This window comes from Pseudomonas sp. 313 (assembly GCF_000316965.1).
Lineage (GTDB): Bacteria > Pseudomonadota > Gammaproteobacteria > Pseudomonadales > Pseudomonadaceae > Chryseomonas > Chryseomonas benzopyrenica.
The window spans coordinates 55,490-71,824 of sequence record NZ_ANBZ01000023.1 but is presented as its reverse complement, the minus strand read 5'-3'; the positions used below and the strand labels follow the sequence as shown (position 1 = coordinate 71,824).

Here is a 16,335-nt window from a genome sequence, read left to right as displayed (position 1 = left end):
ATCGAGACCCTCCGTGCTCAAGGCACTCAAAAAATTTCTGGGCAAGGATCAGGAGGTCGCTCAGCCGACCCCCTCTCCTGCGCCCCAAGCTACTCCCAGCGTCGCTCCCGCAGCTCCCTCCGCTCCCGCCCCGGCCGCACTCGAGCCCCAGGTCGAGCGGCCGCCACGCAAACCCCGGAACCAGAACGAAGCCCGCGCCCAGGAGCCCCGCCCTCAGGCGGACAAGGCTGCCAAGCCGCGTCGTGAGCGCAGCCCGCGCAAGCCCAAGCCGGTTGACACCTGGAAGCTGGAAGACTTCGCGGTCGAGCCGCAGGAAGGCAAGACGCGCTTCCACGACTTCAAGCTGGATCCGCGCCTGATGCACGGCATCCATGACCTTGGCTTTCCCTACTGCACGCCGATCCAGGCGGAAGTACTGGGCTTTACCCTCAAGGGCAAGGACGCCATTGGCCGTGCGCAGACCGGCACCGGCAAGACCGCTGCCTTCCTGATCTCGACGATCACCCAGCTGCTGACCACCCCGCCGCCCAAGGAAAGGTACATGGGTGAGCCGCGGGCACTGATCATCGCGCCAACCCGCGAGCTGGTAGTGCAGATCGCCAACGACGCCCTGGATCTGGCCAAGTACACCGGCCTGAACGTCATGAGCTTTGTCGGCGGCATGGACTTCGACAAGCAGCTCAAGCAGCTCGAAGCACGCTATTGCGACATCCTGGTCGCCACCCCCGGCCGTCTGCTGGACTTCAACCAGCGCGGTGAGGTGCACCTGGACATGGTCGAGGTGATGGTGCTGGACGAGGCCGACCGCATGCTGGACATGGGCTTCATCCCCCAGGTCCGCCAGATCATCCGCCAGACGCCGCCCAAGAGCGAACGCCAGACCCTGCTGTTCTCCGCCACCTTCACCGATGACGTGATGAACCTGGCACGGCAGTGGACCACCGATCCGGCCATCGTCGAGATCGAGCCGGAAAGCGTGGCCAGCGATACCGTCGAGCAGCACGTCTACGCCGTGTCCTCCAGCGACAAGTATCGCCTGCTCTACAACCTGGTCGCCCAGAACAACTGGGAGCGGGTGATGGTGTTCGCCAACCGTCGCGACGAGGTGCGCCGCATCGAAGAACGCCTGACCAAGGACGGCATCAGCGCCGCCCAGATGTCCGGCGATGTGCCCCAGCACAAGCGCATCAAGACCCTGGAAGGCTTCCGCGCCGGCAAGATCCGCGTGCTGGTGGCCACCGACGTGGCCGGTCGCGGCATTCACGTCGACGGCATCAGCCACGTGATCAACTTCACCCTGCCGGAAGACCCGGACGACTACGTGCACCGCATCGGTCGTACCGGTCGCGCCGGCGCCAGCGGTACCTCCATCAGCTTCGCCGGTGAGGACGACGCCTTCGCCCTGCCGCCCATCGAAACCCTGCTGGGGCGCAAGATCGGTTGCGAGATGCCGCCAGCCGAGTTGCTCAAGCCCGTCCCGCGGCAGCGCTGAGTAGCGCTGCCCCACCACGGCTCCTATGGGCCGCGGTAGGTTGGGCTGAGCGCAGCGAAGCCCAACATTGCCTCGAGGGCCGCCACTGTTGGGCTTCGACGATGGAACCGTCTCAACCCAACCTACGGTCTATCATGGTCATGACTGCGATAAGCCAGTCGCTCCTACAAGATAGGTCCTAGAGTGGATGACGGCGCAGCCTCATCCACCAACAGCCGGAGCACTACGTGGAAAACGCTGTGCGGTTTTCCCCTACGTCGTCCAACGCCCCGCGGCGTCTTGGTCGCTGGCACGCCCCTCCACCCAGCGCGGGCCCTCGGATGTGTCCTCCTTCTTCCAGAAGGGTGCGCGGGTCTTGAGATAGTCCATCACGAAATTGCAGGCCTCGAAGGCCGCCTGGCGATGGGCGCTGGCGGTACCGACGAAGACGATGGGTTCGCCCGGCTCCAGGCGACCGATGCGATGCAGGATATCGACGTTAAGCAGCGGCCAGCGCTGATTCGCCTCTTCGACGATGCGCGCCAGGGCCTTCTCGGTCATGCCGGGAAAGTGCTCGAGGAACAGCCCGCCGACGTCGCGCCCAGCGTTGAAGTCCCGTACATAACCGACGAAACCCACCACGGCACCGATGCCGGTGTTGGCGGCATGCAGGGCATTGAGCTCCTGGCCAGGATCGAAAGCCGCAGCCTGTACACGAATGGCCATGCCTAGCCTCCGGTCACGGTGGGAAAGAAGGCGACTTCGTCGCCATCGCGCAGCGGCTCGGCCAGCCCGCAGAGTTCTTCATTGCGGGCGCACATGAGACCGCGCTCGCCCAGAGTCTCGGTCCAGATTCCACCGCGCTGGACCAGGTGCTCGCGCAGGTCGCCAACGGTGGCCAGATCAGGCTCCCAGGCCAGACTGTCCTCGGCGAGACCCAGCACCTCGCGATAGCGGGCGAAGAATTGCACGCGGATCATGCCGGCTGCTCCTTGGCGCGGAAGTGGCCACTCTTGCCGCCGTTCTTTTCCAGCAGGCGTACCGCCTCGATGGTCATGCCCCGATCGACCGCCTTGCACATGTCGTAAAGGGTCAGGGCCGCGACACTGGCTGCGGTCAGGGCCTCCATCTCCACCCCGGTCTGCCCGGACAGCTTGCAGGTGGCGGTGATCCGCACCGCATCGGGCGCTTCCGCGGCCAGCTGGACCTTGACGCCGGTCAGCATCAGCGGATGGCAGAGCGGGATGAGATCGGCGGTCTTCTTGGCCGCCTGGATGCCGGCGATACGGGCCACAGCGAAGACATCGCCCTTGGGGTGGCCGCCGCTCTGGATCAGGTCGAGGGTTTCCGGACGCATGCGCACCCGGGCTTCGGCGGTGGCTTCACGGAAGGTCACCTGCTTGTCGGTGACATCGACCATGTTGGCACGGCCTTGGGAATCGAGATGGGTCAGCACGGCATGACTCCTGGAAAGGACCTGCCATTGTAGACCTGCGGCTAGGGATTTGATCCCCGCCCGTGACCAGACGGGGATCGTGGGCTGTGTCTAAAAAGTGCCTGCGCTCGGTCATGCTGCGTTAACAATCCGTTCGGAATGCTCATTTACCACTCGTAAACTCCGCTTCCTCACGGATTTTTGCCTTGCCTGACCTTCGCTCGGCTACTTTTCAGACAAGCCCTAGCACTTACAGATGGGACTCTGCGTATTCGGCGAGGATGGACCGGGGTACGCCCTGCAGGGTGATGTGCACTCCGTGGTTGAAGCCCTTGAAGCGCTCGGACAGGTAGGTGAGACCCGAGCTGGTGGCGGAAAGGTAAGGCGTATCGATCTGCGCCAGGTTGCCCAGACAGATCACCTTGGAGCCGCTACCGGCGCGGGTGATGATGGTCTTCATCTGGTGTGGCGTGAGGTTCTGGCATTCGTCGATGAGGATCAGACTCTGCTGGAAGCTGCGACCGCGGATGTAGTTCAGCGATTTGAACTGCAACGGCACCTTGCTGAGGATGTAGTCCACGCTGCCGTGGGGGTTGTGGTCGTCCATGTGCAGGGCTTCGAGGTTGTCGGTGATGGCGCCCAGCCAGGGCTCCATCTTCTCGGCCTCGGTCCCGGGCAGGAAGCCGATGTCCTCGTCCAGGCCCTGGACGCTGCGGGTGGCGATGATCCGCCGGTATCTCTTGGTGACCATGGTCTGCTCGATGGCCGCGGCCAGCGCCAGGATGGTCTTGCCCGAACCCGCCGCACCGGTCAGGTTGACCAGGTGGATATCCGGCTCCAGCAGGGCGAACAGCGCCAGCGCTTGGTAGATGTCCCGCGGCTTCAGTCCCCAGGCTTCCTGGTGCATCAGGGGCTCCTGGTGCATGTCGAGCAGGATCACCTCGCCGTCACGCACCGCCTTGACCCAGCCGACGAAGCCCTGCTCGTCGAGCACGAAGTCATTGACGTTGAACGGCGGCATTTCGGCCGACAGCTGCACCCGGTGCCAGACCCGGCCCAGCTCCTGCCGGCTTTCCACCTTGCTCACGTTGTCCCAGAAGGACCCCGGCAGGTTGTGATAACCCTGGGACAGCAGGGAGACATCATCGAGCAACTGGTCGGTCTGGTAGTCCTCGGCGGCGATGCCGCAACCACGCGCCTTGAGGCGCATGTTGATGTCCTTGGTGACCAGCACCACCCGCTCCTGGGGATGCTGGGTGCGCAATTCGACGAGCTGGTTGATGATGCGGTTGTCGTTGATGTCGTCGGGCAGGCAGGCCATGGGGCCGGCGCGGCGGCCCATGAGGATGGACAGTCGCCCCTTGGCCTCGCCCTTGCCGCGGGGAATGGGTACGCCCCGCTCGACGTCCTCGGGCGAGGATTCGGCGAGCACGCTGTCGATCAGGCGGATCGCCTGCCGGCATTCGGCGGCAACGTTGTGCTTGCCGGTCTTGAGCTTGTCGAGTTCCTCCAGGACCGTCATGGGGATGGCGACGTGATGCTCCTCGAAATTGAGCAGCGCGTTGGGATCGTGGATCAGTACGTTGGTGTCGAGCACATAGAGGGTGGGCTGGGTGGGGCGGGAACGTCCGTGATCATCCATACTCGGTCACCTCGTAGAAACGCTTGACTCGCAAGCCTGTCGACGGAGCGCCAGAACGACGCTCCGCGGCGAAAGGTGCCGTCGCTCCAGCAGCGGGTTCACGGACCGGCCAACATGAGGGCACGGGACCCGAGAGATGCGACGGACACTTCGGTAATAACGCAAAAGACCTGAGGCACAAAAGCTTTTTTTGGCCGCATCCAATTTTTTTCACGGAGCTGTCGATGTTGCCGCCCGACCCGGCAACCTCGCCCCGAGACCGTGGTCAATACCTATCGACTCCATCGGCAAGGCCCACTGGAGCCGAGCGGCGGAGACTTCTAGAATGGCGCCTCGCCCAGAGGAGCCAAGCCGATGCTGATGGTGATTTCCCCCGCCAAGACGCTGGACTACAGCACACCGCCCAGCACGTCCCGCCATACCCTGCCGCAATACCTGGAGCACTCCCGCGAACTGATCGACGGACTTCGCCAGCTCGCCCCGGCAGAGGTCGCCGCGCTCATGGGGGTGTCCGACAAGATCGCCACCCTCAATGTCGCCCGCTTCGGCAGCTGGACCCCGGATTTCACGCCGGAGAATGCCAAGCAGGCGCTGCTGGCGTTCAAGGGTGACGTCTACACCGGCCTTGCCGCCGAGGATTTCCAGGAAGACGACTTCGATTTCGCCCAGCGCCACCTACGCATGCTGTCCGGTCTTTACGGCCTGCTGCGCCCGCTGGACCTGATGCAGCCCTATCGCCTGGAAATGGGCACCAAGTTCGCCAATCCGCGCGGCAAGGATCTCTATGCCTTCTGGGGCGAGCGTATCAGCGACTGGCTCAAGGCGGATCTCGCGGCCCAGGGGGACGACGTCCTGCTGAATCTGGCCTCGAACGAATATTTCAGCGCGGTGCGCCGGGCGCGCCTGCAGGCCCGCGTCGTGGATGTGGAATTTCGCGATCTCAAGAATGGCGACTACAAGATCATCAGTTTCTACGCCAAGAAGGCGCGCGGCCTGATGGCGCGGCACGTGATCAAGCAGCGCGTCTCCACGGTGGACGAGTTGCGCGAGTTCGGTGACCAGGGCTATCGCTACTCGACCGAGCGCTCCTCGGCCGACACGCTGGTGTTCCTGCGCGATACACCGCCGGATTAGCCGGGCGAATCGACGGATGGCACAATTGCCCGCATGCTGGGCCACCGAACTGGCTAGAGGGTCACATTCGACGCCTGCCATCCGTGAAAGACTGTCATCTCCCTCCAATAAAAAAGGTTTCAGCCCCGTAGCGGAGATGCTTCAGGCAAGAAAAGTTGCCAGACGTCTCAAAATCGCTGCCTTTCCGGAAAAAGGAAATTTTGCTGAGAACCACTTTCGTTTGATTCTGTCTTTGTCTGGTCCTTGCCCTAGGCCATGATGGCCAATGGCAATCAGTCCGCACGTTCAATTTGTACCGGTCGACGCTTCGGCCGGTTGATCTTTTCGAAGCATGGACGCTTCGTCCCGACCTCAGGGACAGCGGCCACAAATCAGCAGACGCTGAAGGAGTAACGCCCATGATTCCCGTCATCCTGTCCGGTGGTAGCGGCTCGCGACTCTGGCCCCTCTCGCGCAAGCTCTACCCCAAGCAGTTCCTGGCCCTGACCAGCGAACAGACCATGTTCCAGGAGACTATCAATCGCCTGGGCTGCGAGGGCAGCATCGATTGCCCCATCATCGTCTGCAACGCCGAACACCGCTATCTGGTGGAAGAGCAGCTCAAGGCCGTCGAGTGCAAGCCCCAGGCGCTGATCATGGAGCCCTTCGGTCGCAACACTGCCCCGGCCGTGGCCATCGCCGCCATGCAACTGGTCGCTGACGGCAAGGACGACCTGATGCTGGTGCTGCCCGCCGATCACGTGATCGAGGACGAAGCCCAGTTCAAGGCCGCCCTGCAACAGGCCGCCGCCGCCGCCGAGCGTGGCGAGATGGTGCTGTTCGGCATTCCGGCCACCGCGCCCGAGACCGGCTACGGCTACATCAAGACCGGTTCCAACGATGGCCTGCCCCAGGGCGTGTCCCACGTCGAGCGCTTCGTCGAGAAGCCCGACGCCGTCACCGCCACCGAATACGTGGCTTCCGGCGACTACTGCTGGAACAGCGGCATCTTCCTGTTCCGCGCCAGCCGTTTCCTGGAAGAACTGAAGAAGCACGACACCGACATCTATGACACCTGCCTGCTGGCGCTAGAGCGCAGCAGCATCGACGGCATCAACATCAGCATCGATGCCGCCACCTTCGCCGTCTGCCCGGACAACTCCATCGACTACGCCGTGATGGAAAAGACCACCCGCGCCTGCGTGGTGCCCATGAGCGCCGGCTGGAACGATGTCGGCTCCTGGTCCGCGCTGTGGGACGTCCATGCCAAGGACAGCAACGGCAACGTCATCAAGGGCGACGTCGTCCTGCATGACAGCCGCAACTGCCTGGTGCACGGCAATGGCAAGCTGGTGACCCTGGTCGGTCTGGACGACGTGGTCGTGGTGGAAACCAAGGACGCCGTCATGATCGCCCACAAGGACAAGGTCCAGGACGTCAAGAAGCTGGTCAACACCCTCGAGAAGCAGAATCGCAACGAGGTCAAGGCCCACCAGGAAGTCTTCCGTCCCTGGGGTTCCTACGACTCCATCGACATGGGCCAGCGCTTCCAGGTCAAGCGCATCACCGTCAAGCCGGGCGCCCAGCTGTCGCTGCAGATGCACCACCACCGTGCCGAGCACTGGATCGTGGTCTCCGGTACTGCCGAGGTCACCTGTGACGACAAGGTCTTCCTGCTGACCGAGAACCAGTCCACCTACCTGCCGATGACCTCCGTGCACCGCCTGGCCAACCCCGGCAAGGTACCGCTGGAGCTGATCGAAGTGCAGTCCGGTGGCTACCTGGGCGAAGACGACATCGTCCGCTTCGAAGACATCTACGGCCGCGTCGACACCCAGGCCCTGGAAGTCGCCAAGGCCGGCAAGGCGCCCACGCGCTAAGCACTGCCAACAGGCACCAAACAGACACCGGCTCAGGCCGGTGTCTGTGTTTTCGGCAGCCGCTCGGCAAAACGGGTTAGGCTTGTCGTTTCCCCTTTTCGCCATCGGATCCGCCGCATGACCGCTCCCACCCTGCTCCGCCTCGCTCAACTGGACGAGGCGCTGGCCGCCTACGACGGCTTCATCCTCGACCTCTGGGGCGTTCTGATCGACGGCTACGAGACCTTTCCCGGTGCCCGCGCCTGGCTGGAGCGTCGCGCCGCCGAGGGCAAGCCGGTGTGGTTCCTCAGCAATGCCTCCCGCGATGCAGACGGCATGGTCGAAGAGCTGGGCAAGCTGGGCGTGTCGCGCGACCTCTTCGCCGGCATCACCACCTCGGGCCAGTTGGCCATCGACGCCTTTCAGCAGGATCCGCAATTTCGCGAAGGCGGCATCTACCTGTCCGGCCCTGGCACCGGCCAGGTCGGCTGGCCCGCGGAGATCCGCGAGCGCTTCGTCGAGGATATCGACCAGGCCGCCATCATCCTCGGCGTCGGCAGCTTTCCGGAAGACGAGCTGGAGACCCGCTTCGCGCCCTTGGCGACTGCCCTGGACAAGCCTTTTCTCTGCGCCAACCCGGATCGTAACGTGGTGTCCGGGGGTCTACCCTTCTATGCGGCCGGCAAGCTGGCCGATCGTTTCGCCGCCCTGGGTGGCACGGTCACCTGGTATGGCAAGCCCGATCCCTATGCCTTCCATTGCGCGGCAGGGGCGCTGGCCGAACGGGGTGCCAGGCACCTGCTGTTCGTCGGCGACTCCCTGGTGACCGATGTGCCCGGTGCAGTGGCGGCAGGTATCGACTGCCTCTGGCTGGCCACAACTGGCATCCACCGCGAGGCGCTTGGGCTGGGCTTCAACCAGGAGCCGACCCGCGAGGGTCTCGAGCCGCTGCTCAGGCAACATCCCGAGCGCCCGCGCTTCGCCGCGGCCGGTCTGGCCTAATCCTTTTCCGTACGCCGAGGTATCGATGAGTAAGAAGCACGTAATGGTCTTCAACCGCCTGCCCGAAGAACTGGTGGAGCGTCTGCGCCAGCACTTCACGGTCGAGGTGATCCCCTTCAGTGCCAACATCGACCTCTTCGCCGCCTCCGCGGCCAAGGCCCAAGGCCTGATCGGCGCCAGTCGCAAGCTCGGCGAGCAGGAACTGGAGATGGCCACCACCCTGGAAGCCATCGCCAGCGTTTCGGTCGGCTACGACAGCTATGACGTGGACTACCTGACCAAGCGCGGCATCCTGCTCACCAACACCCCTGACGTATTGACCGACACCACCGCCGACCTGGGCTTCACCCTGCTGATGAGCGCCGCCCGACGAGTGCCGGAGCTGGACGCCTTCGTCAAGGCCGGCCTCTGGCGCAAGGGCATCGGCGAAGAGCATTTCGGCACCGACATCCATGGCCGCACCCTGGGCATCGTCGGGGCCGGTCGCATCGGCGCCGCCATTGCCAAGCGTGGCCATTTCGGCTTCGACATGCCGATCCTCTACACCGCCAACAGCGCCAAGCCCGAGCTGGAAGAGCAGATGGGTGCCCAGCGCCGCGAGCTGGACGAGCTGCTCAGCGAAGCCGACTTCGTCTGCCTGGTGGTGCCCCTGTCGGCGGCCACCGAAGGACTCATAGGGGCACGCGAGTTGGGCCTGATGAAGTCCAGCGCCATCCTGATCAACCTGGCGCGCGGCCCGGTCATCGACGAGGCGGCGCTGATCGAGGCGCTGCGCAGTGGCCAGATCCGTGGCGCGGGCCTGGACGTCTATACCCGCGAACCGCTGGAGGCCTCGCCGCTGTTCGAGCTGCCCAATGTGGTGACCCTGCCGCACATCGGCTCGGCCACCCACGAGACCCGCTACGCCATGGCCGAACGCGCGGTGAACAACCTGATCGCTGCCCTCGAAGGCAAGCAGCCGACCGATCTGGTCAATCCGGCGGCCCTGGACCGCCGCTAGGCGCTGATCGCCCACCGCCAGCCCAGGCGGCGTGCCGTCCGGCCGCTTAAAGGCTATACTGCCGCGCCGCTCTCGGGTCGGCCGCCCTGGCCGGGTGGGCCTCTCTCAGTGTGTCAGGCCACCCCTCCGATCGGGCCCCTTCGCGGCCCGGTTCGTGCGACCCGAATTGCGCGCCCGTCTCGCCACCGCCCGTGGTCGAGACGCAAGAAACCGCCAAGAGGAGCGCGTACATGACCGTGATCAAGCAGGATGACCTGATCCAGAGCGTTGCCGACGCCCTGCAGTTCATCTCCTATTACCACCCCGTCGACTTCATCCAGGCCATGCACGAGGCCTATCTGCGCGAAGAATCCGCCGCCGCGCGCGACTCCATCGCCCAGATCCTGATCAACTCGCGGATGTGCGCCACCGGCCACCGGCCGATCTGCCAGGACACCGGCATCGTCACCGTCTTCGCCAAGGTCGGCATGGACGTGCGCTGGGACGGCGCCACCCTGAGCCTGGACGAGATGATCAACGAGGGCGTCCGTCGCGCCTACAACCTGCCGGAAAACGTCTTGCGCGCCTCGATCCTGGCCGACCCGGCCGGTGCCCGCAAGAACACCAAGGACAACACCCCGGCGGTGATCCACTACCAGATCGTTCCCGGCAACACCGTGGAGATCGACGTCGCGGCCAAGGGCGGCGGCTCCGAGAACAAGTCGAAGATGGCCATGCTCAATCCGTCCGACTCCATCGTCGACTGGGTGCTCAAGACCGTGCCGACCATGGGCGCCGGCTGGTGCCCGCCGGGCATGCTGGGCATCGGCATCGGCGGCACCGCCGAGAAGGCCGCGGTACTGGCCAAGGAATCGCTGATGGACGAGATCGACATCCATGAGCTCAAGGCCCGCGGCCCGCAGAATCGTCTGGAAGAGCTGCGCCTGGAGATCTTCGACAAGGTCAACCAGCTGGGCATCGGTGCCCAGGGCCTGGGCGGCCTGACCACGGTACTGGACGTCAAGATCAAGGATTACCCGACCCACGCCGCCTCCCTGCCGGTGTGCATGATCCCCAACTGCGCCGCCACCCGTCACGCCCACTTCGTGCTCGACGGCTCCGGCCCCGCCAGCCTGGAAGCCCCGCCGCTGGACGCCTATCCGGAAATCGTCTGGGAAGCCGGTCCGAGCGCTCGTCGCGTCGACCTCGACACCCTGACCCCGGAAGAGGTGCAGAGCTGGCAGCCGGGCGAGACCGTGCTGCTCAACGGCAAGATGCTCACCGGTCGCGATGCCGCCCACAAGCGCATGGTCGACATGCTCAACAAGGGCGAGTCGCTGCCGGTGGACCTTAAGGGCCGCTTCATCTACTACGTCGGCCCGGTCGATCCGGTGGGCGACGAGGTGGTCGGCCCGGCCGGTCCTACCACGGCGACCCGCATGGACAAGTTCACCCGCCAGATCCTCGACCAGACCGGCCTGCTGGGCATGATCGGCAAGTCCGAGCGCGGTCCCATCGCCATCGAGGCGATCAAGGACCACAAGGCGGTCTACCTGATGGCCGTGGGCGGCGCCGCCTACCTGGTGGCCCAGGCCATCAAGGGCGCCCAGGTGCTGGCCTTCCCGGAACTGGGGATGGAAGCCATCTATGAGTTCGAGGTGAAGGACATGCCGGTGACCGTGGCCGTGGACACCCGTGGCGAATCGGTGCACATCACCGGTCCGCAGCTGTGGCAGAAGAAGATCGCCGACAGCCTTGCCGTCGAGATCTAGGTTCCGCCCCACGAAAAAGCCCAGCCCAGTGCTGGGCTTTTCTCGTTCAGCGCCTGGGTTCCAGTACTTGCCACTGCTCCAGCCAGTCACGGCGGATGAACACCTGGCCGTGGGACCTGACGCGTCGCACCTCCTCCAGATCGAGATCGGCATACAGCCACTGACTGAGGGCGGGACAGAGTTCGCTACTCTGGGCGACCACCCCGTCCGCAGGCATGCCACGATCAGGAGGGACGAAGAGGCCTGCCCGGCCGACATTTTCGTCCAATGCCGGCGACCAGGGTGCCAAACCCACCGTCGGCGACTGCAAGACGGCGACCTGGTTTTCCAGCGCCCGGGCCTGGGCACCGACCCGCACTCGGTGAAAGCCGGCGACGGTATCGGTGCAACTCGGTACCAGGATCAGGTCCGCGCCCGCTTCGGCCAGATGACGGCCCAGCAGCGGGAATTCGCTGTCGTAGCAGATCAGGACGCCCACTCGACCTAGGGCCGTATCGAACGTCCGCAAGCCCTCGCGCCCTCCGACGATGTTCCACTCTTCCCGCTCGAAGCGGGTCATCATCAGCTTGTCCTGATAGCCCAGGCAGCCTTCGGGACCAAACAGCCAGGCCCGGTTGCGATACCGGCCGTCGTCGTCGAGGACCGGCAACGAGCCGGGTTGCAGGTAGAGCTGCAACCGGCGCGCGAGGTCTTCGCAGAGCGCGCGCCAGGCCGGGATCAAAGGCTGGATGCCGGCAATGGAGCCCTGCAGGTCGCTGCGCTCGCCAGGAGGCAGCTGACCGCTGAGCACCAGGCCGGCGTATTCGGGCAGCAGCAGGAGTTGGCTACCCCTGGCGGCGGCGGCCTCGCAGAGTTCTGTGAGGTGCGCGGCATAGGCGTCCCAGGTCTCCAGCAATTCGATGGCGTATTGGCAGGCGGCCAGGCGGATCATGGCAACTCCTTGAGCCAGAAGGTCATGGGTTTGGGCGATTCGGCCATCTCGTCGAGATCCTGCCAGAAGTAGTGGGTCAGCAATTTCGGATGCTCGACGAAGCCCTCGCCATGCCAGAGGCCGTGCAGAGGTCGATAACCTACTGGACGGCGCGGATGGTCATCCGGGCGCTGCACGGCGCAGAAGGCGCACCAGGTGAAGCGCCCCAATTGCCGGGCCCGCGCCTCGCGCTCGGCAAAGAAGCGCCGGCCGAATCCCTGGCCCCGATAGGCCGGCAGCAAGAGGGATTCACCGAAGTAGTAGATCCGTTCCACCGGCCAGCCCTGGGCGCGGAAGGGCTGCTGGAACTCCGCGGTCTCGTCCGCCAGCGGCAAGGCGGTCGCGGCACCCACCACCCGCCCGGCATCGCGAACCAACACGCAAAGGCTGTCCGGCGCCTCCGCATAGGTCTGCAGATAGCGGGACTCGTAGTCCAGAGTGCCGTCGTAGAGATAGGGAAACTCGCGAAAGACCGCGATGCGCAATTCGGCGAGTTCGGGAATCAGCGGGGTGATGGCAGCGCCGTGGAGGAGTTGGATGTCCATGGACTCTTCTGGTTAAGCAGGAGACGTGAATGGCTATGTCGGCCTCGTAGCGGCACCCTACCATGTGCGGGCAAAGCCATTTTTTCGTCCACGACAGGAACCGCCATGACCACGACCGACCTCATCGACGCCTACTACGCCGCCTTCAATGCCGGCGATATGGACATCTTTCTGGAGTTGCTCACCGAGGATGTGGTCCACGACATCAACCAGGGCGAGCGTCAGGTGGGCAAGGCCGCCTTCGCAGCCTTCATGGCGCACATGAATCGCTGCTATCGCGAACGCCTGACCGATTTGGTCGTTATGGCCGAACCCAGCGGGCGCCGCGCCGCCGCCGAATTCGTCATCCATGGCGAGTACCTGGCCAGCGACGAAGGCCTGCCACCGGCCAGCGGCCAGACCTATCGCCTGCCGGTGGGGGCCTTCTTCGAGATCCGCGACGGCAAGGTGGCGCGGGTGACCAACTACTACAACCTCAACGACTGGATCGCCCAGGTCGGCGGCTGACGTCCGTCAGTTGACGGGAGCACTGCCCGCCGGCAGGAGTCGCATGGAGACCACCCCTGACCCAGGAGTTTCCATGCCCACCCTTCCCAGCGATTCCGTCTGCAGCCTGGCCCCCGTCTTCGCCATCCAGCCCGATCAGGTCGAGGCCTTCAAGCGCCTGGGCGAGGCCATGCTGCAGCGCACCCAGAGCGAACCCGGCTGCCTCTACTACGGTTTCTGCTACGACGGCGCCACAGCGCGTTGCCGCGAGGGCTACCGCGATGCCCAGGCGCTGCTGGCCCACCTGGACAACGTCGGCGATCTGCTGGAACAGGCCCAGGCCATCGCCACCCTGGAGCGCTTCGAGGTATTCGGCGCGGCCGATCAGCTGGAGCAGCTACGCGAGCCGCTGGCGGCGCTGAACGCCCGCTTCTTCGTCATGGCCGCAGGCTTCCGCCGCTAGCCTGGGGTGGCTTCTGCGGCGGCGCCAGACGCGGCAGCAGCACCTTGAGAATGCGCTTGCGGGTCGGCACCACCAGCCGCTCCTGGAACAGCACGCAGAGCACCACCACCGCCAGCAGGAACAGCCAATACCATTCGATGGAATTGGTATAGGCCCCGGCGGCGGCGATGCAGACCTCGCGATTACCGCTGAGACAGGCTTTAAGATCGCCGCCGATCAACTGCTCCAGGGTCATGTAGATGCCCGACAGGGGCACGTGCAGGGCGAACATCGACAGCGAGGCCGCGCCCAGCCGCGGTGACCAGTGACGGATGCGCTCACTGGCCGGCTCCTGAGCCAGCGCGGCCAGGTAGACCAGGATCAGCTGTGACGGCAGGAACAGGCCGTTATGGAACAGGAAGTACCAGAACTTGGGCCCATGGGTGAACAGTGCCGTACCCAGGGCGAAGCTCAGGACCAGGTAGCTCGCCAAGAGCACCCGCTGCCGCTCCGACGGTGCCCAGCCTCGCTCGTACTGGCGGCGAAAGATGGCATACAGCAGGATGCCGGCGAGAAACTCCGGCAAACGGAACAAGGGCACCCGCTGCAGGAGGCCGGTGAAAGGCATGCCGTAGTTCTGGTTGGCGATCACCAGCAGCGGCGGGATCAGATAGAGCGCCCAGACCAGCAGCAACAGCTGCCAGGGACGTTCGCTGGTCATCAGCCGCGGTGCCAGCTTGGGAAAGGTCAGATAGAAGAAGAACAGCGCCGAGATCGACCAGAGCGGCGCATTGAAGGTGAGATAGTAGGGATTCCAGGCCTGCAGCATGAACAGTTGCAGCACGGCGTTGAAGGCCAGCTCCACGTTGGTCATGAAGTGCTGGAACAGCTCGGGGTTGGTCCGTGCCAGGGGCTCGTTGGTGTCGAACACCACGAAGCGGATGCTGGCCGTGGCTGCACCCGGCGGTATGCCGAGGCTGCCGATCCAGGTCACCACCGCCATCGCCAGCAGCAGCGCGAAGATATGGATCGGATAGAGGTTGGCGAATCTCTTGACCCAGAAGCTGCGCGCCGGCTCGCGCAGGCTGCCACGGCCGCAATAGACATGGGCGAGCAGAAAGCCGGAGAGCACGAAGAAGGTGCTGGTGGCGAAGAAGCCCATACTGGTGATCTCGTCCAGCAGGGGGATGGTCTTGCGCTCGGGATAGAAATGGATGGTGTGGTAGACGACCACATAGAAACCCATCAGGAACCTGAGCCACTCCAGACCGATGAAGCGGTGTTTATCTAAAGTCTGCACTAAGGCGTTACTCGTCTGGCCTCGTCCGCGGGACGATGGGTCCGGCCTACCTGCACCGGATCGGTTATGTTACCCGCACCTGACCACCAGGGCTGCTAACCGCGCCCCAGTACACCGATCACCAGGCGATCCAGCGAACCCCACAGCCACTCACGCGCCCGTCGCCACCAGGGACGACTGCGCCAGAATTCCAGGGTGATCTCGCGGCTCTGGGCGAAATCCTTGACGAAGCTGGCCGCCACCGCCTGGCTCAGACCACGATCCACCGCCTCGACATTGGCCTCCAGGTTGAATCTCAGATTCCAGTGATCGAAATTGCAGGAGCCAACGCTAACCCAGTGGTCCACCAGTACCATCTTGGCGTGGATGAACCTGGGCTGGTATTCGTAGATGCGCACGCCCGCGCGCAACAGGCTGCGGTAGTAGCGCTGCCCGGCGAAGCGCACCGGCGGATTGTCGGTATGGCGACCGGTGAGCAACAGGCGCACGTCGACGCCGCGCCGCGCCGCGCGCCGCAAGGCCCAGCGCACGCGCCAGGTCGGCAGAAAATAGGGTGTGGCGAACCAGATGCGCTCCTGACCACCCACCAGGGCGCGGATCAGCGCCTGCAGGATGTCGCGGTGCTGGCGGGCATCGGCATAGGCAACCCGGCCCTGCCCTTCCTGGGCAACGGGCGGCGGCGGTGGACGCTCGCGTCCCCGCCGCGGTCGCGGCTTCCAGGCGCGGCGGCGACGGACCGCTTCCCATTGCCGCTCGAACAGGGCCAGCCAGTCCGCCACCAGCGGACCCTGGATACGCACCATCACCTCGTGCCAGTTGCAGTCGCTCTTGGCCGGATCCCAGAAGTCATCGGTCGCGCCGCTGCCACCGACAAAGGCCTCTTCGCCGTCGATGACGAAGATCTTGCGATGATCGCGGTGCAGGTTGTGCAAGCCATGGCCGAAGCGCACGGGATTGAAGAGCCGCAGCTCGGCGCCCGCCTCTTCCAGCTGGCGGCGCAAACCGGCGTCCATCCGCAGGGTACCGAAGCCGTCGAACAGGCAGCGCACCACGACGCCCCGACGGGCCGCCTCGGTCAGCGCCACGAGCAGCTGCTCGGAGCAACTGCCGGCTTCCACCAGATAGAGTTCGACATCGATCTGGCGACTGGCACCAGCGATGGATTCGAGCATGGCCGGAAAGAACCGACCGCCGTCCACCAGCAATTCGAACCTGTTGTTTTCCCGCCATGGAAAGACGGCGCCCCGCATGCTTCCTACTCCGTGCCTGTGGCCATTGCATAAGAAGGCGCGGACGAAGGTTCGTTCAGTGGCGGTCGT

16 protein-coding genes are annotated in these 16,335 nt (G+C 64.7%); 8 read left to right on the top strand and 8 right to left on the bottom strand.

The genetic code is table 11. The features are described 5' to 3' along the window. Positions 1–13: 13 nt before the first annotated feature. Positions 14–1,492, top strand: coding sequence for an ATP-dependent RNA helicase RhlB (gene rhlB, locus C722_RS0103255; RefSeq protein WP_017639128.1), 1,479 nt, complete (start codon positions 14–16; stop codon positions 1,490–1,492). A gap of 252 nt (positions 1,493–1,744) precedes the next feature. Here the strand turns inward: rhlB and moaE are convergent, their stop codons facing one another. The 4 genes from moaE to C722_RS0103235 form a co-directional block, all read right to left on the bottom strand. Next, positions 1,745–2,197, bottom strand: a complete 453-nt coding sequence (moaE, locus tag C722_RS0103250; protein WP_017639127.1) for a molybdopterin synthase catalytic subunit MoaE — start codon at positions 2,195–2,197, stop codon at positions 1,745–1,747. A 2-nt stretch (positions 2,198–2,199) separates the two neighbouring features. Beyond that, the gene (locus tag C722_RS0103245) at positions 2,200–2,451 is read right to left on the bottom strand and encodes a MoaD/ThiS family protein (protein ID WP_017639126.1); all 252 of its coding nucleotides are present in this window, start codon (positions 2,449–2,451) and stop codon (positions 2,200–2,202) included. After that, positions 2,448–2,927 carry a cyclic pyranopterin monophosphate synthase MoaC gene (gene moaC / locus C722_RS0103240; protein ID WP_017639125.1) on the bottom strand — a complete coding sequence of 160 codons (480 nt, stop codon included), beginning with the start codon at positions 2,925–2,927 and terminating at the stop codon, positions 2,448–2,450. The genes C722_RS0103245 and moaC overlap by 4 nt, the downstream gene beginning before the upstream one ends. 229 nt (positions 2,928–3,156) lie before the next feature. Beyond that, on the bottom strand, positions 3,157–4,548 hold the full coding sequence (locus C722_RS0103235) for a PhoH family protein (protein WP_017639124.1): 1,392 nt from the start codon (positions 4,546–4,548) through the stop codon (positions 3,157–3,159). 354 nt (positions 4,549–4,902) lie between these two features. Here C722_RS0103235 and yaaA point away from each other — a divergent pair, with 354 nt between their 5' ends. The 5 genes from yaaA to C722_RS0103205 all read left to right on the top strand — a co-directional run bounded on the left by yaaA (position 4,903) and on the right by C722_RS0103205 (position 11,273). Beyond that, on the top strand, positions 4,903–5,682 hold the full coding sequence (gene yaaA / locus C722_RS0103230) for a peroxide stress protein YaaA (protein WP_017639123.1): 780 nt from the start codon (positions 4,903–4,905) through the stop codon (positions 5,680–5,682). Positions 5,683–6,080: 398 nt separating this feature from the next. After that, entirely contained in the window at positions 6,081–7,541 is a 1,461-nt protein-coding gene (locus C722_RS0103225) for a mannose-1-phosphate guanylyltransferase/mannose-6-phosphate isomerase (protein ID WP_017639122.1), read from the top strand. 117 nt (positions 7,542–7,658) lie between these two features. Beyond that, positions 7,659–8,522: a TIGR01459 family HAD-type hydrolase gene (locus C722_RS0103220; protein WP_017639121.1), complete on the top strand. Its 864-nt coding sequence runs from the start codon at positions 7,659–7,661 to the stop codon at positions 8,520–8,522. A gap of 25 nt (positions 8,523–8,547) precedes the next feature. Then, positions 8,548–9,522, top strand: coding sequence for a D-glycerate dehydrogenase (locus tag C722_RS0103215; RefSeq protein ID WP_026083614.1), 975 nt, complete (start codon positions 8,548–8,550; stop codon positions 9,520–9,522). Between the two features lie 230 nt (positions 9,523–9,752). After that, complete coding sequence (locus tag C722_RS0103205; RefSeq protein ID WP_017639118.1) at positions 9,753–11,273, top strand: fumarate hydratase; 1,521 nt, start codon at positions 9,753–9,755, stop codon at positions 11,271–11,273. 46 nt (positions 11,274–11,319) lie between these two features. Here the strand turns inward: C722_RS0103205 and C722_RS0103200 are convergent, their stop codons facing one another. Both C722_RS0103200 and C722_RS0103195 read right to left on the bottom strand, forming a co-directional pair. Then, positions 11,320–12,204: a carbon-nitrogen hydrolase family protein gene (locus C722_RS0103200; protein WP_017639117.1), complete on the bottom strand. Its 885-nt coding sequence runs from the start codon at positions 12,202–12,204 to the stop codon at positions 11,320–11,322. Continuing rightward, entirely contained in the window at positions 12,201–12,788 is a 588-nt protein-coding gene (locus C722_RS0103195; protein WP_017639116.1) for a GNAT family N-acetyltransferase, read from the bottom strand. Before C722_RS0103195 ends, C722_RS0103200 begins: the two co-directional genes overlap by 4 nt. Positions 12,789–12,893: 105 nt before the next feature. On the opposite strand from C722_RS0103195, the gene C722_RS0103190 reads away from it, so the two are divergent. Both C722_RS0103190 and C722_RS0103185 read left to right on the top strand, forming a co-directional pair. Continuing rightward, positions 12,894–13,295, top strand: a complete 402-nt coding sequence (locus C722_RS0103190; protein WP_017639115.1) for a ketosteroid isomerase-related protein — start codon at positions 12,894–12,896, stop codon at positions 13,293–13,295. Positions 13,296–13,368: 73 nt separating this feature from the next. Further along, positions 13,369–13,737, top strand: a complete 369-nt coding sequence (locus tag C722_RS0103185; protein ID WP_017639114.1) for a putative quinol monooxygenase — start codon at positions 13,369–13,371, stop codon at positions 13,735–13,737. Here the strand turns inward: C722_RS0103185 and C722_RS0103180 are convergent. Together C722_RS0103180 and C722_RS0103175 are read right to left on the bottom strand one after the other, a co-directional pair. Beyond that, a complete protein-coding gene (locus C722_RS0103180) occupies positions 13,712–15,016 on the bottom strand; it encodes an acyltransferase (protein ID WP_026083613.1) in 1,305 nt (434 codons plus the stop codon). The two genes, C722_RS0103185 and C722_RS0103180, sit on opposite strands and share 26 nt — an antisense overlap. A 95-nt stretch (positions 15,017–15,111) precedes the next feature. Continuing rightward, complete coding sequence (locus C722_RS0103175; RefSeq protein WP_017639112.1) at positions 15,112–16,266, bottom strand: phosphatidylserine/phosphatidylglycerophosphate/cardiolipin synthase family protein; 1,155 nt, start codon at positions 16,264–16,266, stop codon at positions 15,112–15,114. Positions 16,267–16,335: the final 69 nt, after the last annotated feature.

Coding starts and splice junctions, on each gene's coding strand:
- moaE (WP_017639127.1), bottom strand. CDS start 2,197: ATGGCCATTCGTGTACAGGCTGCGGCTTTCGATCCTGGCCAGGAGCTC.
- C722_RS0103245 (WP_017639126.1), bottom strand. CDS start 2,451: ATGATCCGCGTGCAATTCTTCGCCCGCTATCGCGAGGTGCTGGGTCTC.
- C722_RS0103235 (WP_017639124.1), bottom strand. CDS start 4,548: ATGGATGATCACGGACGTTCCCGCCCCACCCAGCCCACCCTCTATGTG.
- yaaA (WP_017639123.1), top strand. CDS start 4,903: ATGCTGATGGTGATTTCCCCCGCCAAGACGCTGGACTACAGCACACCG.
- C722_RS0103225 (WP_017639122.1), top strand. CDS start 6,081: ATGATTCCCGTCATCCTGTCCGGTGGTAGCGGCTCGCGACTCTGGCCC.
- C722_RS0103220 (WP_017639121.1), top strand. CDS start 7,659: ATGACCGCTCCCACCCTGCTCCGCCTCGCTCAACTGGACGAGGCGCTG.
- C722_RS0103215 (WP_026083614.1), top strand. CDS start 8,548: ATGAGTAAGAAGCACGTAATGGTCTTCAACCGCCTGCCCGAAGAACTG.
- C722_RS0103205 (WP_017639118.1), top strand. CDS start 9,753: ATGACCGTGATCAAGCAGGATGACCTGATCCAGAGCGTTGCCGACGCC.
- C722_RS0103200 (WP_017639117.1), bottom strand. CDS start 12,204: ATGATCCGCCTGGCCGCCTGCCAATACGCCATCGAATTGCTGGAGACC.
- C722_RS0103195 (WP_017639116.1), bottom strand. CDS start 12,788: ATGGACATCCAACTCCTCCACGGCGCTGCCATCACCCCGCTGATTCCC.
- C722_RS0103190 (WP_017639115.1), top strand. CDS start 12,894: ATGACCACGACCGACCTCATCGACGCCTACTACGCCGCCTTCAATGCC.
- C722_RS0103185 (WP_017639114.1), top strand. CDS start 13,369: ATGCCCACCCTTCCCAGCGATTCCGTCTGCAGCCTGGCCCCCGTCTTC.
- C722_RS0103175 (WP_017639112.1), bottom strand. CDS start 16,266: ATGCGGGGCGCCGTCTTTCCATGGCGGGAAAACAACAGGTTCGAATTG.